This is a genomic window from Nocardia sp. GP40 (assembly GCF_050434125.1).
In the GTDB taxonomy this organism is placed as follows: Bacteria; Actinomycetota; Actinomycetes; order Mycobacteriales; family Mycobacteriaceae; genus Nocardia; species Nocardia albiluteola.
Map to the genome: position 1 here is coordinate 33,287 of NZ_JBNPVW010000017.1, position 19,231 is coordinate 52,517.

General features: G+C 65.6%; 17 protein-coding genes and 1 tRNA gene. 4 read left to right on the forward strand and 14 right to left on the reverse strand.

The features are described from left to right. Positions 1-44: 44 nt before the first annotated feature. From ABH933_RS37555 to ABH933_RS37585, 7 genes are all read right to left on the reverse strand, one after another. Positions 45-941 (reverse strand): hypothetical protein, encoded by an 897-nt coding sequence (locus ABH933_RS37555; RefSeq protein ID WP_429424892.1) that lies wholly within the window; start codon positions 939-941, stop codon positions 45-47. A 216-nt stretch (positions 942-1,157) separates the two neighbouring features. Then, positions 1,158-2,162: a competence protein CoiA family protein gene (locus tag ABH933_RS37560; protein WP_429424894.1), complete on the reverse strand. Its 1,005-nt coding sequence runs from the start codon at positions 2,160-2,162 to the stop codon at positions 1,158-1,160. 1,001 nt (positions 2,163-3,163) lie between these two features. Then, positions 3,164-3,424: an NUDIX domain-containing protein gene (locus ABH933_RS37565; protein WP_429424896.1), complete on the reverse strand. Its 261-nt coding sequence runs from the start codon at positions 3,422-3,424 to the stop codon at positions 3,164-3,166. Between the two features lie 17 nt (positions 3,425-3,441). Next, a complete protein-coding gene (locus tag ABH933_RS37570; protein ID WP_429424899.1) occupies positions 3,442-3,666 on the reverse strand; it encodes a DegT/DnrJ/EryC1/StrS family aminotransferase in 225 nt (74 codons plus the stop codon). Between the two features lie 69 nt (positions 3,667-3,735). Then, positions 3,736-4,344 (reverse strand): GNAT family N-acetyltransferase, encoded by a 609-nt coding sequence (locus ABH933_RS37575; RefSeq protein WP_429424901.1) that lies wholly within the window; start codon positions 4,342-4,344, stop codon positions 3,736-3,738. 553 nt (positions 4,345-4,897) lie between these two features. After that, positions 4,898-5,860 carry an ATP-dependent DNA ligase gene (locus tag ABH933_RS37580; RefSeq protein ID WP_429424903.1) on the reverse strand — a complete coding sequence of 321 codons (963 nt, stop codon included), beginning with the start codon at positions 5,858-5,860 and terminating at the stop codon, positions 4,898-4,900. Between the two features lie 498 nt (positions 5,861-6,358). Then, positions 6,359-6,559 (reverse strand): hypothetical protein, encoded by a 201-nt coding sequence (locus ABH933_RS37585; protein WP_429424905.1) that lies wholly within the window; start codon positions 6,557-6,559, stop codon positions 6,359-6,361. Positions 6,560-6,717: 158 nt separating this feature from the next. On the opposite strand from ABH933_RS37585, the gene ABH933_RS37590 reads away from it, so the two are divergent. Then, the gene (locus tag ABH933_RS37590; protein WP_429424907.1) at positions 6,718-7,878 is read left to right on the forward strand and encodes a UDP-N-acetylglucosamine--N-acetylmuramyl-(pentapeptide) pyrophosphoryl-undecaprenol N-acetylglucosamine transferase; all 1,161 of its coding nucleotides are present in this window, start codon (positions 6,718-6,720) and stop codon (positions 7,876-7,878) included. Here ABH933_RS37590 and ABH933_RS37595 read toward each other — a convergent pair. The 3 genes from ABH933_RS37595 to ABH933_RS37605 are packed head-to-tail and all read right to left on the reverse strand — an operon-like array spanning position 7,871 to position 10,945. After that, complete coding sequence (locus ABH933_RS37595; RefSeq protein WP_429424909.1) at positions 7,871-9,001, reverse strand: DegT/DnrJ/EryC1/StrS family aminotransferase; 1,131 nt, start codon at positions 8,999-9,001, stop codon at positions 7,871-7,873. The genes ABH933_RS37590 and ABH933_RS37595 overlap by 8 nt on opposite strands. Then, positions 8,985-9,962, reverse strand: a complete 978-nt coding sequence (locus ABH933_RS37600) for an ATP-grasp domain-containing protein (protein ID WP_429424911.1) — start codon at positions 9,960-9,962, stop codon at positions 8,985-8,987. The genes ABH933_RS37595 and ABH933_RS37600 overlap by 17 nt, the downstream gene beginning before the upstream one ends. Next, complete coding sequence (locus tag ABH933_RS37605) at positions 9,959-10,945, reverse strand: dTDP-glucose 4,6-dehydratase (RefSeq protein ID WP_429424913.1); 987 nt, start codon at positions 10,943-10,945, stop codon at positions 9,959-9,961. The genes ABH933_RS37600 and ABH933_RS37605 overlap by 4 nt, the downstream gene beginning before the upstream one ends. Before the next feature lie 178 nt (positions 10,946-11,123). Here ABH933_RS37605 and ABH933_RS37610 point away from each other — a divergent pair, with 178 nt between their 5' ends. Next, positions 11,124-12,623 (forward strand): peptide deformylase, encoded by a 1,500-nt coding sequence (locus tag ABH933_RS37610; protein ID WP_429424915.1) that lies wholly within the window; start codon positions 11,124-11,126, stop codon positions 12,621-12,623. Between the two features lie 440 nt (positions 12,624-13,063). Here ABH933_RS37610 and ABH933_RS37615 read toward each other — a convergent pair whose 3' ends face one another. Both ABH933_RS37615 and ABH933_RS37620 read right to left on the reverse strand, forming a co-directional pair. Beyond that, the gene (locus tag ABH933_RS37615; RefSeq protein ID WP_429424918.1) at positions 13,064-13,354 is read right to left on the reverse strand and encodes a hypothetical protein; all 291 of its coding nucleotides are present in this window, start codon (positions 13,352-13,354) and stop codon (positions 13,064-13,066) included. Positions 13,355-13,552: 198 nt separating this feature from the next. Then, entirely contained in the window at positions 13,553-14,395 is an 843-nt protein-coding gene (locus tag ABH933_RS37620; protein WP_429424919.1) for a helix-turn-helix domain-containing protein, read from the reverse strand. A gap of 1,084 nt (positions 14,396-15,479) precedes the next feature. Between ABH933_RS37620 and ABH933_RS37625 the strand changes: the two genes are divergently transcribed. Both ABH933_RS37625 and ABH933_RS37630 read left to right on the forward strand, forming a co-directional pair. After that, positions 15,480-16,535 (forward strand): hypothetical protein, encoded by a 1,056-nt coding sequence (locus ABH933_RS37625; RefSeq protein WP_429424921.1) that lies wholly within the window; start codon positions 15,480-15,482, stop codon positions 16,533-16,535. A gap of 458 nt (positions 16,536-16,993) precedes the next feature. Further along, positions 16,994-18,736: a recombinase family protein gene (locus ABH933_RS37630; RefSeq protein WP_429424923.1), complete on the forward strand. Its 1,743-nt coding sequence runs from the start codon at positions 16,994-16,996 to the stop codon at positions 18,734-18,736. Here the strand turns inward: ABH933_RS37630 and ABH933_RS37635 are convergent. Together ABH933_RS37635 and mihF are read right to left on the reverse strand one after the other, a co-directional pair. Next, positions 18,715-18,803: transfer RNA gene (locus tag ABH933_RS37635), tRNA-Leu, on the reverse strand. The genes ABH933_RS37630 and ABH933_RS37635 overlap by 22 nt on opposite strands. A gap of 103 nt (positions 18,804-18,906) precedes the next feature. Then, positions 18,907-19,221 carry an integration host factor, actinobacterial type gene (gene mihF, locus ABH933_RS37640; RefSeq protein WP_215920182.1) on the reverse strand — a complete coding sequence of 105 codons (315 nt, stop codon included), beginning with the start codon at positions 19,219-19,221 and terminating at the stop codon, positions 18,907-18,909. Positions 19,222-19,231 lie beyond the last annotated feature (10 nt).

Sequence of the window (19,231 nt, forward strand, 5' to 3'; positions counted from 1 at the left end):
AGTCCGGCTGCCGGGTCGTGTGCGCCGCGACGGGATCGAGTCCCTCATCGCTGACCCACCCCCACCGCCGCGCCAACTGCGCCTCCGGCGATTCCGCCGACCACCGCGGCGGCCCCGGCTGCGGGCAGCCCCAGGACAGCGGCGCCGATCGCCGCGCCCGCCGCGGCGCCGATCGCGGTGCCCGCGACACCGCTGGTGACTGTGCCGATCACCGGCACCGGCACCAAAGTGCCCAGCGCCGCGCCGGCGATGCCGCCGACGGTTCCACCGATCAGTCCTCCCACCACCGCGCCGACCGCTGCGGTGGGAACTCCCGCGGCCACGACACCGACCGCGCCGCCGACCGCGGAACCCACGACTGTTGCTGCTGCGGTGCGGTCCGATCTGCTGGGCGGCATGCCGACCGAGTCCCAGAAGCGTGCGATCCCCGCTTCACCGTTCGCGGCGACCGTGTTGATCTGGTCGCGGACATTCGGCGGAATACACGGCGGGGTAGGTGTTTCGAATTCGCCGATGCGGATTGTGTTGGCCGGCGGCCGGATCGGTGCCACCGGCGGCACCGGCCGCGGCAGATGCAACGCCGGCACAATCACCGGCGCGGCGGGCGCCCACTGCGGTACCGGACGTGTCGGTTCATTGTTGCGGACCGCAGGGGAGTCCTGCTGGTTGACTGGTGGCGGCGGTGCAGGCGGCGGGGGCGCCGACGTTGTGCCCGGTTGCGCCGGGCTTGTCACCCCGGGCTGGTCCGGACTCGACACCAACGTGACCGCCGCGCTGGACATGCCCGAGCATGTCAATACCAGGACCAGCGGTAACACTCCGACCGCGACCGTGCGTGCGCTGGGCCGAAGCGTGTTGCTGCCGCCCGCGGATCGTTTGAGCTGCCGCTTCACAGGCAGCAGTAATGGTCGGGGATGGGGAGCGCCCAACTCCTGAAGCATATGCAGAGTCACCTTCTGCTCGAGGGAAAGAAGATGATGGGCGGATTCGAAAATGGACAGGCCGCTTCGAATTCCGACGTCGCCGCCGTCTCAACGACTGCGAAGGTCTGTTTCGCCTCACACACGCCGAAAAGCGGGCGAGGAATCGGCGAGCCCGTCTCCTCGCCTGGGGGGAAGGTGGGAGGAGACGGGCCGCCATTTCCCGGAGTCGATCTGCTACTCCGGTGAGGCGCGGTTCCCGGCCTCGTGATCCATCAAAGCGCCGGAATGCCATGTGTGTCCAGGGTTTTCGCCACCACCGTTTGTGGGACCACTGTCAGTGGTGCTGTCGGTGAACCCAAAACCCCGGCAATTCAGGGCATTCCCCGAGCCTGCAGGCGAAATTAGCGTGTCCCCTACCGTGCACAATCCGTATTCGCATCGCCACACTGCCAACGCAGTTCCGAATCGAGACATTGCGCCGTCTTCGGGTGGGCCCATAGTCGTCGGCTTGCCCTCCCCCGGGGACAGAGCATTGCCGCCCGAAAACTTGAAGAGATCTGGTATATGAACTGTGATGTCGCTGGAGTATTGTCGAGCGGCGCTGCTGCTGACAGTTCTCCGAAAGTTGTTGCAGTACTGGGCTCGTCTGGTGAACGACAACTCCGGAACGACCGTGACCCCGGGGGTGGAACACTGCCTGGGAACTCGCATCCCACCTACCGACGTCGGCTTGCCGGTGCTGCAGTTGGTGAACGGACGATGGCTCTGTCGCTGATGTGCGGAATCCGCGCTTCTGCGGACGGCGCATCGATCCGGCATTAAGCGGCCGCTAGAATCTCGGTCGCGTTCGGGGGCAAGGTTCTTCGTAGGTGTGTGCTGGCATCGGCACAACTGTCCATTCGATCTGATAGTCGCGGTCCAGTACACGCGCACGTCACAGCGACGCTGGCAGTGGGGTAGCCACACCTCGTTGCGGACCTCGATCACCCCCGGTTGTGTCCGCGCCCACGCGGTGAGAATGGCTTTGCTGGCTAGATGCCATACCGACTCCGGAGCATGCAGACCGCCCGTGGGTCCCAGGCGCGGTGGATGGGCGAACTGCGGTCGGCGATCACCACCGATCCGGCCGCGCACGACGACCGGCACGATTGCGCCCGAGGTGGCGTCGACACCCGCGTAGCACAATGCGCAGACCAGGGATCGGTCACCGCTGTAACCTTTGGCCCGCAGCTGCCGCATGCGGTCATCCGCGGGATCGGTTGGCGCGCAGAGGTACTCAGTGCATGACAGGTCCAATGCGACAGTGAGGTTGTTCGACGCAGACACTCGGGGAGCCCTTTCGCGAAATAGCTGACACGGTTCGGGCAACCGAAGAGGTGCCCGAACCGCTGTGAAGAGGCCGCGCTATTCACAGGGGAAGATTGTGTGGATCCGGCTCGATGTGATGTCTGAGAGAGCTTGCCGCTCTAGATTGACGTGAGTTGTGTTGAGCGCTGGGGTTATTCGTGATCGAGAGGTTCGGCTGTTGTGCGGCCTCACTTGATCTTACGACTGCCCGTCGATGTCGACCACGGGCGACACCGGGCGTTGAGGATCGTGGTCCAGGGGAAAGCTGGTCTGGTCCATGTACTTCTGCCGGTGAATCGAGGAATCATCGCCGGAGTCGAACGCGTGCCCCGCCCCTGCCCTGGCTCTTTCTGCGCGCCACGTGGATCGGAGACGCCGCCGAGGTGGTGCTCGTGAGCTCATCCGATCAGTGGGTTCTGCGGGTCCGGCTGGTGTCCGGGCCCGAAATCCACCACTTCATGATCGCTGTCGTGGATTTCACCGCACTGCTCGGCAGCGAGATCCGCGTATATGGCCTGCACCGCGGGGAGGGGGCCAGGCCGATTTCGTGCCCTGGTCGTGGATGTGACGTATCAGTTGGCGCAGGCATGCCTGGTCGGCTTCCCGCACGACGTGCGGGCCCAGGTTTTCGACTTCCGGATGGCGCCGGCTCCCGAGTGGCAAGGCTCGCAGGGGCGTCGAGGTCAACGACCAGGTGTCAGTGAAATAGTCAGGGCTGCAATAGATCTGACCACGTTCTGCGCAGTTTGCCGAAGAATCGTGCGATGTGCGGATCGGAGTCGGGGATCGCATGCGGGTCCAGGTCTCACCATGCGCCGCCGTCGAATTCGGCCGGATCGAGTCTGTAGGCGTGGTGGCGGCTGCCGCGGATCGCATACCACAGCGAGGTGTCCTCATGTGGGAGTGGACGAGCGACGGTGGTGGAGGTCAGGAACGCGGGCCGGTCGGCCGGTGGCAGTGAATTCCGCAGTGATACCGAGTTCTTCGGCGGCTTCGCGTCGCGCGGTCACCAAGGGATGCTCTGCAGGTTCAGCGTGTCCGCCCAACAGGCACCAGTAGTTGGGGTAGGGGATCTCCGGCTTGTCGTCGCGCTGATAGAGCAGCACTTCACGACGGTCGTTGAGCAGGATGATCTGGGTTCCTTCGCGCGCCACGAGTTGTCAGCCTTTCCTCAGCGGTGGTATGCCGTCGCGATTTTGGTGACCGCGGCGGCGACGTCGTGCACATCGGTGTCGGTCATCTTTGGGTAGAGCGGCAACGGGATGATCCGCGCCGAGACGTCCCGCGCGTTCGGGAACTCGTCGGGATCGATGCCGACCACGCGCCGATAGTACGGCTGCTCCGTGGCGTTGGACGCCTTGCCAGAAGAGATCGGCCCGGGCCGTGGAGTTGTCATCCGTTCAACGACAGTGCTTATGCGGCTGTGAATCTGAGTTGCTGGATGCCGACCGGTCGTCGTCACGTGTCAGTGGTCGAGCGGCCAGGGCCAGGGTTGCTGTGGTGTGCGGGGGTCGTCACGGTGGAGGGTGGCGATCCAGCCGTCGTAGACGCCGTCGGGGTATTCGCAGAACCCGCGGACGTGGCCCTCGAGTTGAAATCCTTGCTGCCAGGCTGTTTTCGCCGAGGCCCAGTTACCGGCCACCGCTTCCCACCGCATGAGCGCCTGGCCGTCGTGCTCGAATGCCCAATCCAGCGTCAGCGCCAGTACTTTGGGCATGAGGCCGTGACCGCGGTGGGCTGGGTGCAAACCGTAGCCGATCGTGGCTGTTTGAAAACCGGTCGGGCGGTAGTCGATCGTCCCGGCGAACTGCTGATTGCCGTCGGTGGCAACGGTGATTGCCCAGATCCGCCGTGAGGTGGGGGAGTTCTGCTGCCAGTTGGTGCGGGCGAGCTCGAGGAACTCTCGCCCGTCCGCGATTTGATAGGGCCGCGGAATGGTGGTGAACCGCACCATCTCCGGGTCGCGGCATTGCTGCACGATCGTCGCGAGATCTCCAGGCTGGTGGGCGCGCAGCGTGATGGATTCCCCGTCCGTCAGCACGGGCGCCTCGCGGGGGTGGGATGTTGGGGACATAAATGCCAGAAGACCCGAGGCAGGTCCATGTCGCAACCGGATTTCCGCACCGGACGAAGATGATCGCGGTGCTGCGGACCGACACAGACTCTGCTTGTGCTATTGGTGGGTTCAGCTGTCCGCCAGGGTATTTCCGTTCCGAGTCAGTGGAGGAGTCGTTCGGAGACGGCTCTGTGCGGCCCGGTCCTTCGTAGTCGGTGATGACCGAGACGCCCGAGAGATCGACGACAGCAGCGCACTTGTGGCACCGATGGACCAGAGCGTGCCGGGAGCGTACCCGCACTGGTGGCCGCTTCGACTGCTGCATAGCCACCAATGAGGCCGGCTCCAGTTGTTGCGTGGCAGAGGATTCTCGGTCGCGCCAAATGGCCGATGCTCAGGGGCTGTTCGCCGGTCCGTCGCGCGATACACCGCTTTACCCCGCGATGCCTTCCTGGCATTGGGCGTAATGCTGGCCTCGCGGCGCTCGATGCGCTTCGACGGACTCCCTCTCGGATACCAGCGCAAAAGTCCGAACCGCCAGCACCGGTCGTGACCCGAATGGGCAGGCCCGTCAGCGCGGATCGGCCAATGGATGCGTGACCTCGCGGGGATCCTTGTCGGTGCGCAGCCCTTTCCAGCTGGGATGACGTAAGCCGGTACGGCTGGCCTCCCGAAATTCCGTCTCGCACACCAGAATCGGCTCCACCCAATGAGCAGCCACACCGATCTCTCCCGGCGGCGGCACATCCAGCGGGCACCCCGGTACCGCCAGCCGCTCGAGCAGCGGCTGCAACATCCGGTGTGCTACCGCATCGAACCCCGACCCCACGACCCCCGAAAACAGCAGACTGCCCGACGAGTCGTAGCCGGCCAGCACCAGCGACCCGAATACATCCTGGGCGCGGCGGCTGCTCAGCCAGCCCACTATCACGAACTCCCGGCGGATCCGGATTGTCGTCTTCACCCATGCCGGGCTCCGGCGGCCCGGAAGATACTGGGAATCAACGCGTTTCGATACGATTCCCTCGATCGCGTGGGCGCGGCCCACCTCTAGGAATCGCTGGGCCTCGACGCCGATCCAATGCGGAGGCGTTCGGATCGGTGGCCGCGTTAGCCTCAGCTCCAGTAACTGCTCGCGCCGCTCCAGATACGGCCACGACGTGATCAGCTGGCCCGATTCCCCGAGCAGGTCGAACAGGAAATACTCCACTGGCACCTCGGTGCACACCGTCACCGACGGCGCCCGCAGGTGCATGCGCCGCTGCAGCCGTGCAAATGACGGTGCTCCTCCGGCCGCCTGGTCCGGCGCCACGATCTCCCCGTCCAGCAGCAGCGACTGCCCTTGCGCCTGATCCCGTACCGCCGCCACGATCTCCGGATACTGTCTCGACACCTCCTGCCGGGTTCGGCTGTACAACCGGCACGTCCCGGCGTCCACCGCGGCGAGAATTCTCTGGCCGTCCCACTTCCATTCCACCGCGAAATCCGCCCGATCGGGTGGCCGACCGGCGACGGCCAGCATAGGCGCAGGCATCCGCCACACCCGATCAGCATATCTGCAGCAACAGACCGGTCGGTTGCTGCGTAGCTGTCATTCCGGGAACCGTATCTGCTTTGCGTGCGTCCTACTTGACGAGGGTATTTCGCAGCGATTTGTTCCGCCCGCCGACGACGCCACCGAGGGGAAGCAACGATGGCTCAAACGCCACACCGGTTCACCTGCGAACAACTGGCAGACCTTCACGCGGGATACCTGTCATCCGAGCTTGCCGCTCGCCTGTGGCCCCAAGTATTGGCCGACAGCGAGGCAGCGCAGTATCTGGCAGACCTCGACGCCGTCAGCGCTGCGCTACGGCGCTTGAGGCGCAGCGAGGACATCCTTCATGCGATGCCCCCAGATGTGGCCGTGCGGCTAGATCGGATCCTGGAGGACTTTTCCATTTTCTCCCGAACAGGTGATATCTCAGACGATGGCAGTTCTCGCCGAACTGGTAGTTGAGGCTCAGCGGTAATTGTGAGGTCGTGGGGGCGGCTATCCTGGCGAGATCGGTGTCGTAGACGCGTCGCTGAACGGTGCGAAGTAGTTGTTCTCGGGCCAGCTGTCCACGTCCGCGATCTGACCGTTGCGGCCCCACGTGTCACCACCGTTATCGCTGAGCAGGCCGATATCGTCGGGATATCCCGATATGAGGCGAACTTTCGCTGGTGCGCATCCTTCATACAGGCCCGTCATCGGTCATCCTCCGTGCCGGACAGGAGAGAATTCGGGAGCCAATCGCCCGGATGGACGGCGTGCTGCTCGAATCGGGCCGGTCAGGGTGGACGCCGGGACCAGCTCCGGGTGAACGGCGTATCTGGTGGCAGACTCGGGTGGGTTGTGACAGTCCGATCATGGGAGGCGTCGGCGTGCGGGTGGCGATAGCGGGTGGTGGTACCGGAGGGCACGTGTTCCCCGCGCTGTCTGTTGTGCGGGAGTTGCGTGCCGGTGCGGATTCGGTGCAGGTGTTGTGGTGCGGGCAGGTTGATTCGCTCGAGCAGCGGACCGCGGGCGCCGACAACATCGATTTTGCTGCGGTGGCGGTTGGGAAGCTGCGCCGAGATCGCAACCCGCTGCGGATGATCAACCGCGCCAACGCCGTCGACATGGCGCGGGTGCCGCTCGGCGTGGCGCAGGCGGTGCGCGGGCTGCGCGCGTTCGCGCCGGATGTCGTGCTGACCACCGGCGGGTACGTGGCGGTGCCGGTCGGTGTGGCTGCGGGTGTTCTGCGGGTGCCGTTGGTGGTGCATGAGCAGACGGTCGGGCTGGGCTTGGCGAACCAAGTGCTGGCGCGGGCTGCGACTGCGGTGGCGGTGACTTCCGAAGCGACTATCGCGGTGTTGTCGCCGCGGGCGGCCGCGCGGGCGGTGGTCACCGGTAACCCGATTCGGGAATCGGTGCTCGCTGGCAGCGGTCTTGGGGCGTGGGAGCGGTTCGGGCGCGGGTTCGACCGGGGGCTGCCGACGGTGCTGATCACCGGCGGTGCGCAAGGCGCTCACCAGATCAACTCCGCTGTCGCCGAGGTGCTGAGGCCGCTGTTGGGGCAGGCCAACGTGATTCACCAGGCTGGCGCCGCGGATCTGGCAGGGTTGCAGCACACCGCGGCGTCGTTGCCGGACGAGCTGGCCGGCCGCTACTGCGTCACCGATTTCATCGACGGTGGGGGTATGGCGGATGCGCTGGCGCTGGCCGAGGTGGTGGTGTGCCGTGCCGGTGCGGGCACGATTGCCGAGTTGACTGCGCTGGGCAAGGCCGCGGTGCTGGTCCCGCTGGCGTCGTCGGCTGGTGGCGAGCAGGCGCGCGCGGCACGGCTACTCGAGCAGGCCGGGGCGGCGATCACGGTGTCGGGCACGGTAACTGGACAGTCCATCGGTGCGGCCATTACCGTGCTGCTTGCCGACCCGGACGCCCGCGCCCGGCTCGGCAAGGCCGCGCGGGAGCTGGGACGTCCGGATGCGGGACAGCGCCTGGCTGGGCTGGTGCGCGCCGTCGCCATGCGCGAACCGTTCAGGTAGCCGCAGGAATGAGTGCGTCGGCCAGCGCGGCGGCGACGGTGGTGACGTCGGTGTCGGTCATGGCGGGGTGGAATGGTAGCGACAGCAACTGCGTTGCGGACTGTTCGGTGGTGGGCAGGCGGCGGTGCCAGCGCTCGAAGGCGGGCTGGGTGTGGTTGGGCGGGTAGTGAACCCCGACTCCGATACCGGCGGCCTTCATCCGGGCGAAGACCTGGTCACGGTCACCCACTCGCACGACCAGATTGAACGGCACCGTGTTGTCGATATCGACGTCGACCAGCCGCACCCCCTCGAGCTGCGCGAGTGCTTGACTGTAGCTGCGCCACAGGCTCTTTCGCCGATCGACGATGTGGTCGAAGTGGGCCAGCTGGACCCGGCCGACCGCGGCGTGGACGGCGGACAGGTGGTAGGGCAGACCCGCGCCGTCGACGCGGTAGTCGGTGGTGCGGATGCGGGTCAGCTGGCTGGCGCGGATGCCTAGGGTGCGCATGGCGCGCAGCCGTTCGGCTTCGCGGCGGTTGCGGGCCACGACCGCGCCGCCCTCGATCGAGGTGATGTTCTTGATCGGGCCGAACGAGAAGCAGGTGAGCTGACCGGTCGCACCGACCCGGCGACCATCACGGTGGCGGGAGCCGAACGCATGGGCGGCGTCTTCGACCACGGCGATGTCCCGGTCGGCCAACCGGAGCTCGGTCAGGTCGACCGCGCGGCCACCGTAGAACACCGGTAACACCGCGCGGGTGTGGGCGGTGATCGCGGCCTCGACGGTTTCGGGGGTGACGCACTGGGTGGCGGGGTCGAGGTCGGCGAATCGCGGCACCCCGCCTGCGGCGCGGATGGCGTGGACGGTGGCGCAGAACGTTTGCGACGGGACTACCACTTCGTCGCCGCGCTCGATACCCGCGGCCATCAACGCCATGTGCAGGGCCGCGGTGCCGCGGTGGGCGGTGACGACGTCGGCGACGCCGAGGAACTCGGCCAGTTCCTGCTCGAAGACCTCGGTTTCGGTGTTGTGCCCGTACTGGCCGGCCTCCAATGCGGCGGTGAGGGCAGTGGTTTCGGGGCCGTGGAGGTACGGTCCGGCGTTGCGGGCGACGGCGAGTGATTCAGTTCGTGGCAGCATGACGCTCTCCTGTGGTGACGACGGCGAGGGTGTCGACGTATTTCGTTAAGGTCACCCCGGGGCGGTAGGTGAGCCGGTCGTAGTCGATCGGCTCGCCGAGCAGGGCGTTGAGGTATTGACCGGTCAGGTCGGCTCCGGCAGCTTCAGCGGCCAGGAATGCGCCGGCCGGGCGGGCGTTGACCTCGGTGATCTGCGGGCCGGTGTCGGTGGCGAATCCCTGCACGCAGCACCACCCGCGGACTCCGACCACGGCCAGGGTGTCGCGCACCAGCGTCTCGATCTCGGGGTCGGTGAAGGTGCGGGTCACGATCGACAGGCCGCCCTTGGTCAGCAGCCGCCACCGCAGGATCACCCCGGCACGGCAGTCGTCCCCGGCCAGGCAGTCCGCGGTGAATTCCGTTCCGGTGAGCCGGGTTTGAACGATCGGATCCTCGATCAGCAGGCACGCCGCGCGTGCCCGCTCCCGGCCCCGGCAGGCCAGGACCCCGCGTGATCCTTGGCCCTGGCGGGGTTTGACGACGAACTCCCCGTCAACGGGTGCCTCGTCGAGCGTTTCGGGCAGCCACGTGTGCGGGTGCGCGAGGCCAGCCGCTGCGAGCGCCCGCGCGAATGCGGCCTTGTCCCGGCAGGCGGCCACGGCCGAGCGCGACGGCAGCCAGGTCCGCACACCGACCGCGCGCAGCTCCTCGGCGATCTCAAGCAGCGCGGGCAGCTCAGCCTCGACGGTCGGGGCCACCGCCTGCACGTCCAGGGTGCTGCACATCTTCATCACCGCGGGCCCGTAGCGGGGGTCCTCGACCTGCGGGCACAGCCGCGGTTCGATCCCGTCCAGCAGCAGTCCGTTGGCCTGGGGGTCGGCGTCGACACCGATCGCCGTCGCACCGAGCTGGTGCAGGCGACGTGCCAGATCGAACCCGGGCTGGCCACCGACACCGGTGACCAGCACCCGCACCCTGGTCACCGCCGGACCTCGACGCTGGTGCGGGCTGCCAGCATCGGCGCCCACATATCGGCGTTGGCGCGATACCAGGCGACGGTTTCGGCCAGGCCCTCTTCGATGCTGCGCCGGGGCCGGTATCCCAGCTGCGCGATCTTGTCCCAGGTCATCGCGTAGCGGCGGTCGTTGCAGTGGCGATCGGGCACCCGGGTGACCTGATCCCAGTCCGCGCCCACCGCGGCCAGGATCAGCCCGGTGAGCGTTTCGTTGGTCAGATCGGTGCCACCGCCCAGGTTGTAGACCTGTCCCGGGATCCCGTGACGACGCACCGCGTCCAGGCCCGCGCAGTTGTCCGCGACGTGCAGCCAGTTCCGCACATGCTGCCCGTCACCGTGCAGCACGACCGTGCCGCCGTGCAGCAGCGCGGTGATGTGCGCGGGGATGATCTTCTCCGGATGTTGGTGCGGGCCATAGTTGTTCGATGAGCGGGTCACGCACACGGGCAGCCCGTGAGTCCGGTAGTAGGACAACGCGATCAGATCCGCAGCAGCCTTGCTCGCCGCATACGGCACCGTCGGCGCCAACGGTGCATCCTCACCCACCGCCCCCTCGAGCACCGGCCCGTACACCTCATCGGTGGACACATGCACCACCTTCGTGATCCCGTGCCGCAGAGCGGCATCCAGGATCGCTTGCGTGCCGGCCACATTGGTCGAGATGAACCGGGCAGCTTGGGTGAAGGAATGATCGACGTGCGATTCCGCTGCCAGATGGACAATTTCGTCGTGCGCGGCCGCCAACTCGTCCACCAGGGCACAGTCGCCGATATTGCCGGTCACCAGACGCAGCCGCGGCGAGAGCATCGCGGCGCCGAGATTTTCCGCGTGCCCGGCGTAGGTGAGTGCGTCCAGCACGGTGACCTGCTCGACGTCCTGCTGGTCGAGTAGATGCCGGACGTAGTGCGAGCCGATGAAACCCGCACCCCCGGTCACCAAGACTCTGCTCATGGTGTGTCTCCCCGAATCCTCTTGGACCGCAACCCCTCCCAGGGCGATCGGCAGATCACGCCGGGGTTGAGTTGCTGTGGGTTCAATTTCTCCACGGATGCAGGGTGTTTCGTCAGAGTGGGCGCATACTCACGGGGTCCTCACGCACACGCACACCCCCCGGACAGGAGCACCGACAGTGACCCCGGCTGACACCTCGACCGACAATGATGCCGCCACGCCCGTCAATGTCTTCGCGCTCGAGCTGCGCCGATGGCGCGATGTCCGCAGCCTGTCACGCCGCGCGCTGGCCACCAAACTCGGCTACAGCCGCCCGTATGTGTCCAAGATCGAATCCGGCACCGAGAACCCCTCCCAGCAATTCGCCGCCTGCGCCGAGACAACCCTCCAGGCCGGCGGGGCACTACGCGCCGCGTTCGAAGAGTTCCGCGCCACCCGCCCCGCGGTCACCCGCCCGGCCGCCGCGACCGATTTCAGCGACGCGACCGGGTCGCTGGTTGTTGACCACGACGATGCGAGCCTGTCCTTCGACGGGCACACCTACCGGCTACGCCAGCGACGACGCCTCATCAACGGGGGAGCAGAACCGATCACTCGCTACCTGATCAGGATCTCGGTCGACCGCTACCCCGGCGACCCCGAACGATCCAACCAGCTCTACCAGGAAAACCCACTCACCTGGGACGAGATCGACCTGCACGCCTGGCACGGCGAACACCGCACCGAACCCATGGCCTGGACCGCCCACCACGACCGCGACGCGTTCAAAGAAGTCTGGCTGATGTTCAGCGCACTCCGCGGCAGCCGCCAATTCCCCCTCTACCCCGGCCAGGACTGCTGGATCGAATACGAGTACAACGTCTCAGAAGCTCACTGGGGCAACTGGTTTCAACCCGCGGTCCGCCTGCCCACCAACCGCCTCTCGGTGCGGCTGGACTTCCCCGCCGAACTCGAACCCTCGGTTTGGGGCCTGCAGACCTCGATGGCCGCGGAAGGGCAACCGTTCCGCACACCCATCACCCACCACCTCGATCAAGAACGCCACATCTACGCCTGGTCCACCGACGACCCACCGCTGCACGCGCGCTACCGCCTCGAATGGGACTTCCGCGGACGCAACGACGACCACCGCACCCCACCGAGCAAGGTCATGGCCGGCCTCGGCATCGCGCAGGAAGGCGACGATATCCTGCGTCAGATCGCGCGCCCGTTCGACCTGCCGACCGAAGCCGAAGCCGCCAGCAGCGTTGTTGCCGAACTGAATTCAGCTGTCGACCGTGTCGCCCGAGCGCACGTGTTCGGCAAGGGAATGGGCATTGCAGCGCCTCAGATCGGCATCAGTCGCGCCGCAGCGATCGTGCGCACCCCCGCCGGAGACACTATTACTCTGTTCAACCCACGCATCGTCGAAACCAGCGGTGAAGACGAACAATACGAAGGCTGCTTGAGCTTCTTCGACCTGCGCGGGCGGGTACCGCGCCCACTGACGATCCACGTCGAACACACCGATCTCGACGGCAACACCCACATCACCGTGTTCGACCGCGGCATCGCGCGGCTGGTCGCCCACGAGGTCGACCACCTGCACGGACAGCTCTACCTCGACCATATGAAACCCGGTGTCGAGCCCATCTCGGTCGAGCAGTACCGAGGCACCGGAACGAACTGGACCTATTAGGCTGATCCGCTCCGGACTCGGACGACCTGTGAAGTACCACAGCGGCTGACCGCAGCAATTTTCGATTGAGCTGGACCCATATTCAGTCTCGGCCGGCCCTCGATGAAGAGCAGCTCGCGAACGAGCTGCGGCCCGGGAGTGTGCCGTCGCGGTCGTAGCCTTTGACCGTGTTCCCTCGATGAAGAGCAGCTCGCGAGCGAGCTGCGGCGCGAGGGTGAAGCCACGGGAAGAAGGCCGCGATGGCCCCTCGATGAAGAGCAGCTCGCAAGCGAGCTGCGGCGCTGGTGATCTTCCAGCCTCCCGGGTGATCAGCACCCCTGCTGCCGGTCGCCCTACGACTGGCATTGTGGTGGTCCGTCGCGACGCCGACAGCCGCAGACGGGCCGGGGTTCTGCTGCCCGAGTATCAAACCGACAAACCAATTTCGACAAACGACTTGCCTAGTGAACGCCGATCGGGAGCCATAGGCCCGCCTTGCGATGCCGCCCAAGAAACACCGAGTATTCGTCGGGATCGACCAGCACCACGTAGGAAACCAGATGCCGAGGCGGGATCGCAGGAGCGACGCGTCGGAAGATGTCATCGGTGTCGGCGAGCCACGCGAGGGTGTCGGTGATGTGCTGGCGTTCGAGTTCGTCGACCGGATCGATCTGTCTGACCAGATCGGCGACGACGGCCGTGGCGGATTGCGTACGGCGAAGATACTGGCAGGCGCCGACATACGATGGCACCCTGCACAGGTCCGAGACAGTGGCCGGGTGGACAGATCTCGTTGCTGCTCGCGCCGGGCCTGCGCCTCACCGCTCCCGGGCTCCGTATCCGGATCCGAACGTCGCCGAGTGCAGGCCTGCCTGTCTCCCCTCGCACAGGAGGCAGCCAGGCCTGACTGGCCGCCGAGTGGCCCACCTGGATGCGGCTCGGTGATGTCGTTACGGCTGCGGGCCCGAGTACGTCTCTCGCTTGCCGACGAAGTTGATGAATTCTCCGACGGAGTTTCTGATCGTCAGCTGTGACACCCGAAGGGTCCACAGCTCACCGGTTTCCGCGTCGCGCATGTGTAGAGCTGAGTCTTCCTCAGCTCGGCCCGGCACGATCTTTGCTTCATGGGCCCAGTATTCGTGGAATTGCGGATTTTTGCTCAACTCGTTCAGCATCTGCAAGCCCCACGGCGTATTACCGTACGATCCCATCAGATAGCGAAACCAGTACACGTTCAGCTTGGCCTCGCGTTCCCACTCCACCAGCACCTTGCGTGACAGTGCGGACCTGAAGTACCACAGCATCACGTTCCCTTGCTCCGCCAGTCCGGGGAAGGCGCGGCGGTACTTTTCGTTGGACACCAGCAGGTTCCATCGGGTGTCGAAGACCGCCACGCAATGGTCGTCGAGCCTGTGGATCGTGTCCATCATGATCGGGTCCAGGCTCTGCTTGAGTTCCTCGGGGTCGCGAAGGTCTTGCACCACACCCATACCCGCCAACCGCAGCATGTGCTCTTTGGTAGCCGGGTCCAGCTCCAGGGCGGTTGCAAGATTGTCGAGCACCGACCGGTCCGGAGCGGATCGCTCGCCGGTCTCGAGCTTTCCGTAGTAGGAGATGGTGAGCCCTGCCCTTCTCGCCATGTCCTCTTGGGATGGATAATCTTGCTTGCCGGTCCAGTCCGGCATGCTCTTACGCGCATCCTTCAGAAACTCGCGTAGGGTGGGCGGGCGCTCCGCCCCCTGCACGGTTTCCGGCTCCATCGCCTCAGATTTGCTCAGGTCCAACGGGTCCACGAGATCCCCTTCATCTAGGTCGCAACAGTTTTGTGAACGTACGTTGAGCGGCATCTTGTGAACACCACCGATGAAGGAGGGAGTCAGCACCTCGTGTTTACGCCCCTGGACCCCCTCCAACATTTCAACGTAGACAGTGAGTGACCTTGTTGTCTACCCCTCTGGCGCACAGAGCGCAGCCACTGCTAGTGGCCCCACTCGGACAAGTCTCGAACTTCTTTGTGTCTCAGTGAGGTCAGCGATCTCACAGACACTTTCGAGGACGCTCACAACCAGGCTCCGACCCGAAAACGCTTAGGGCGTATCGACTTCCGACCCTCGAACCGCGTCTGTTCCCGCCACCACACGCGGTGGTCCCACGAGCAGTGGCCCCAAATGCCTGGACAGGCAGAGTATTTCGAACCTGTGATGGTTGTATGACCACGGTCCGTTCGACCGATCCTCGCGGTCGCAGAAGCCGCGCACTGCGCCAGCGGCATTCGGCAGCTTCCCGTTCCGTTCCAGTCCGCGCGAGCGAGTTGGCTACTGTCCCAGACTCGTTCAGCAACCCCAGCCGCGATCGCGACGCGCCCCCGTGGCCGCGTTGCGCCGAGGCGAGTTCATGCCCGGAGCGCTGTCCGCTCCGGATCGAATCCAGCGCACGGCGACGCCGGCCCTGTTCACCGCGCACCTCTGGGCGTGTGCGCCCACCACCGTCTATCCCCTCCGGCACCAACACGCCTACGGGTAGCCGACTCGGTCCTCGGGCGGCCAGCCCGGTACGCAGAAAGACCGCATGATGATCAAGTTCGTCAGGAAAAGATTCAGGCACGATCGGGTGGAGGACGAGCACCCAGACCTTGCCGGACTGCGCCGTTGGGCACGCGAGCAGGTTGCCTACCAGCACGATCCGGCGATTACGGCCGCGTGGTCTCCCGGCGAAGTCGCCGCGACACGCACTCTTGCCGAGCGCATCCGGGCCAGCGAGCGGGACCGTGAATGGAAACGCGCCCGGGCCGCCGCCGAGGCCGAGGACCTCGCCTTGCGCACCCAGCGCGTGATCGACAAGGCCGACACCGCCGACCGCCTGACCGCCCGGAGAGCTATGGCGGCCCAGCGCCGAATGACCTCTGCCCATGCGCGGCTGGCTTCGCTGTATCGGCACCGCCTGTGGTCGCTGGTCACACTCAGCGGTGTCGTCATCGCCGGCATGCTGTGGAGCGCCACGAACGTGCAACACAACATCGCCCCCGGCGGCCTCGTCGATCCGCTGTACTGGTTCAGCTACCTGGTGGAGCTGATGATCTCCGCCTGCCTGGTCGTGATCATGGTGGGAACGAACAAAGTCAGCGAGTACGGGATCACCGACGACCGCCGCATGGTCGCCGCCGCCGAACTGGCCCTGCTCGGGTTGACGATCGCCCTCAACACCTACCCGTACTGGCGCCAAGGATTCACCATGGCCGGTACGGGAGTGCACGCGGTCCCGCCGGTCATGATCGGCGTCGCGTTGATGATCCACCACGCCGCGAGCGTTCGCTATGGCCTCGCGATTCAGAGACAGGCCGCTGAACTGCCGGACGCCGACCCCGCACCGCCGGACGCGCTCAATGCCCGAGACGCGTACAGTCCTCACGCCGATCCAGCGCCGCGTCTGCTCGGTGGCCACGACGCGGATCCGATGCCGGAGGCGAACCAGCCGCACCGGCTGGACGCGTCTGTCGCCGCCGACCTATCGTCGAGCGCGCGGAAGCGCGGGTACGTCCCGAGAGCGGCTCGGCCGCGGCCGCGTGCGGTGCATGCGTTCTATCCGCATCCACGCCTCCGCCTGACCAGTGCTGGGTTCCGCCGCACCACGGTCGGTCGCCTGGACGCGTCGGCTTTGATCGACAGGACGCGTACACAGCACTCGGACGCGTCGAGTGCTGCGGCCAGGCGACGCGGACGTGCGGACACAGCGACAAGCGGCATTGGCTCCGGGAATGGGCGGCAGAAAGTCGACCGTGAGCACATTATCCGGATAGCCGCCGAACACCCGAGTTGGTCCAACCGGCAGATCGCCGACGCGTACGGATGCAGCAGCAGCGTCGTCGATAGAATTTTCCGGGCTATTCCGCGTCCCGGTGTGCAATCGCACCCCGCCATCCCGCAGGTGCAGTAATCGTTTCCAGTAGTCGCTGCGGTATGGGGCGAATTCTCTGCTGGTCGCCACTGGTGGTGGCCCCACAATTGGTGGGCATGGATTCTATGGACGGGCAATGCTTTTCGCGCCTGTAATGGTGTGAGGAAAGCTCGTTCCGAATCGGTGCGGCTGCCGGCCCGGCCCGGGTGCATACGCCGACATCTTCGGAATTCGACTCTGAGGATGCCCCATGCCGGATACCGATCGTGTACCTGTGTTGCCGTCGCCGTGGCGGCGGGTGCAATGATGGAGCCCGAGCACGCAGCCGAGCCCGGCCGCCGCGCATATCGCCGTGGCGGGGAGAAGATATCCGTTCATCTGCCCGACGAATTGCCAGTGCTTAATCACGCTGCTGCGAAGGCCCTGCTTCGGATTTTGCTGCGGCACGCCGACACCAACCAGGCCGCTGGCTAGAAGTCAGGAAAGAGGGGACCTCGATGCCCGATGATCCCAACGAGTGGGCTGTACTCGATGACCTGCTGGGCATTGAGGTCCAGGCCGATGAGTTCGACCCAGACCGGCTGTTTGCGTTCGTCGGGCGGTGCTCCACCGAGGACAACCAGGATCCAGAAACCTCACTGAACTGGCAACTGGCCAAGGCGACAGCACTGGCGCCGGGCCGTATCGTCGAAACCTATTTCGACACAGGGCAATCCAGGTCGGTGCCCTGGGATCGCCGTCCGAACACCGCGAGGTTGCTGGCCGATCTGAAGAATCCGGCCCGCGGCTGGACGGCGATTGTCGTCGGCGAAGGTCAGCGGTGCTGGTTCGGTAATCAGTTCAGCCTCACCGCTCCGAGGCTCGACGCCTACGGCATCGAGATCTGGGTGCCCGAGCTGGGCGGCTCGTACGACCCGAACAACACCGCGCACAACATGATGATGTCGATGCTCGGAGGCATGAGTCAGTCCGAGCGCCAGCATGTACAGCAGCGCACCCGATCGGCGATGGATGCCCAAGTGCTCAATGAAGGCCGACATCAGGGCGGTCGAGCACCGTACGGGTACCGGACCGTCGACGGCCCGCCACATCCGAATCCGAGCCGGGCCGCTCAAGGCCAGCGGCTGCGGTTGTTGGCGATTGATGAGTTCGCCGCCGCAGTCGTCCAGCGTATCTTCCGGGAGTACATCGCCGGCGCGGGCGATAAAGCCATCGCGACGGCGTTGAACCGCGAGGGCATCCCGTGTCCGTCTGCCCACAGCCCCGCCCAAAATACCCACCGCGCGGGTGATGGATGGCAGGCGCCTACGGTATCCGCCATACTGCAGAATCCGCGTTACACGGGGTACGCCGTATTCGGGCGCTGGTTCAAGAAGGAAGAACTGCTGGATCCCGATGACGTCGCCGCCGGCCACGTCATCCGGTTCCGTCGCTCAACTGCAGACCGCATCATCCGATCCAAACGGCCAGCGCATCCGAAGATAATTTCGGTCGAGACCTTCACCGAAGCGCACCTGATCCGACGCGCTCGCGCCGGAACGAGCAACAGGTCTCGCGCCCGCCTCGAACGGACCCGGCAGACGAATATCCCACGGCCGTACCTGTTTCGGGGTCGAATCCGCTGCGCGGGCTGTGGTCGGAAGATGCAGCCCGCGATGCCGCACGGCAATGTCTACTATCGGTGCATCGCGCGCACTCTTGCGCCCGGAAGCGAGGCGCTAGCCGATCATCCGAAGACTGTGAACCTTAGAGAATCGCATGTCGCTGGGCCGTTGAATCGTTGGCTCGCAGTTCAGTTCAGTAAGCAGAATCGTCGGCAGATGATCGAGATTCTGGTGGAGGCGTACAACTCCGACGACAGCGATACTCGACGAAACTATCTGCGGCAGCAGATCGCCGACGCCGAGGCCAAACTTCACCGGCACCGAGCGGCTATCGAGGCCGGCATCGATCCGATGGCTCTGGTGGATGCGATCAACGCCGTTCAGGCCACCAAGGCCATCGCTGCAGCTGAGCTTGACCGGATGCCGACGCAGGTCACGACGAGCATCACCGAGATTGCGACGATGCTCGATTCGTTCGGTGATATCGCCGCTGTTCTCGATGCAGGAGCACCCGAAGATAAATCGGACCTCTACGCCGCGCTTGGCATAGAGGTCCGATATCACTACAAACAGCGGATTGCTGATGTGAGTGCTACCCCTTGTGTGGTTAGCACTGGTGTCCGGAGGGGGACTTGAACCCCCACGTCCGTTAATAGGACACTAGCACCTCAAGCTAGCGCGTCTGCCATTCCGCCACCCGGACCGGTGGTGCTCAGCAAGATTAACGTGTCCGTCCGCCTGGACCAAATCGCGGGGATTTCCCCAGGTCGCGGGGCGGGTTGGGGGTTGCTGAGCGCCTCCGGGAATCAGTTGCTGATTGCCTCGAGCAGGGCGGCGCGCTGGCGCGAGCCGAGGCCGCCGATGCGGCGATCGGCGGGGATCTCCGCCTCGTCCATCAGCTTGGCCGCCTTGACCGGCCCGATACCCGGCAGCGCCTTGATGACGGCGGCCACCTTCGTCTTTTTGACCAGGTCTTCCTTGTCGGCGCGCTTGAGCACCTCGGACAGCGAGACCGAGCCCTTGCGGATCTGCTCGATCAGCTCCGACCGCGCCTTGCGGACGGCGGCCGCCTTCGCCAGCGCCTCGGAGCGTTGCTCGGCCGTCATGGTGGGAAGAGCCATGTCTACTACC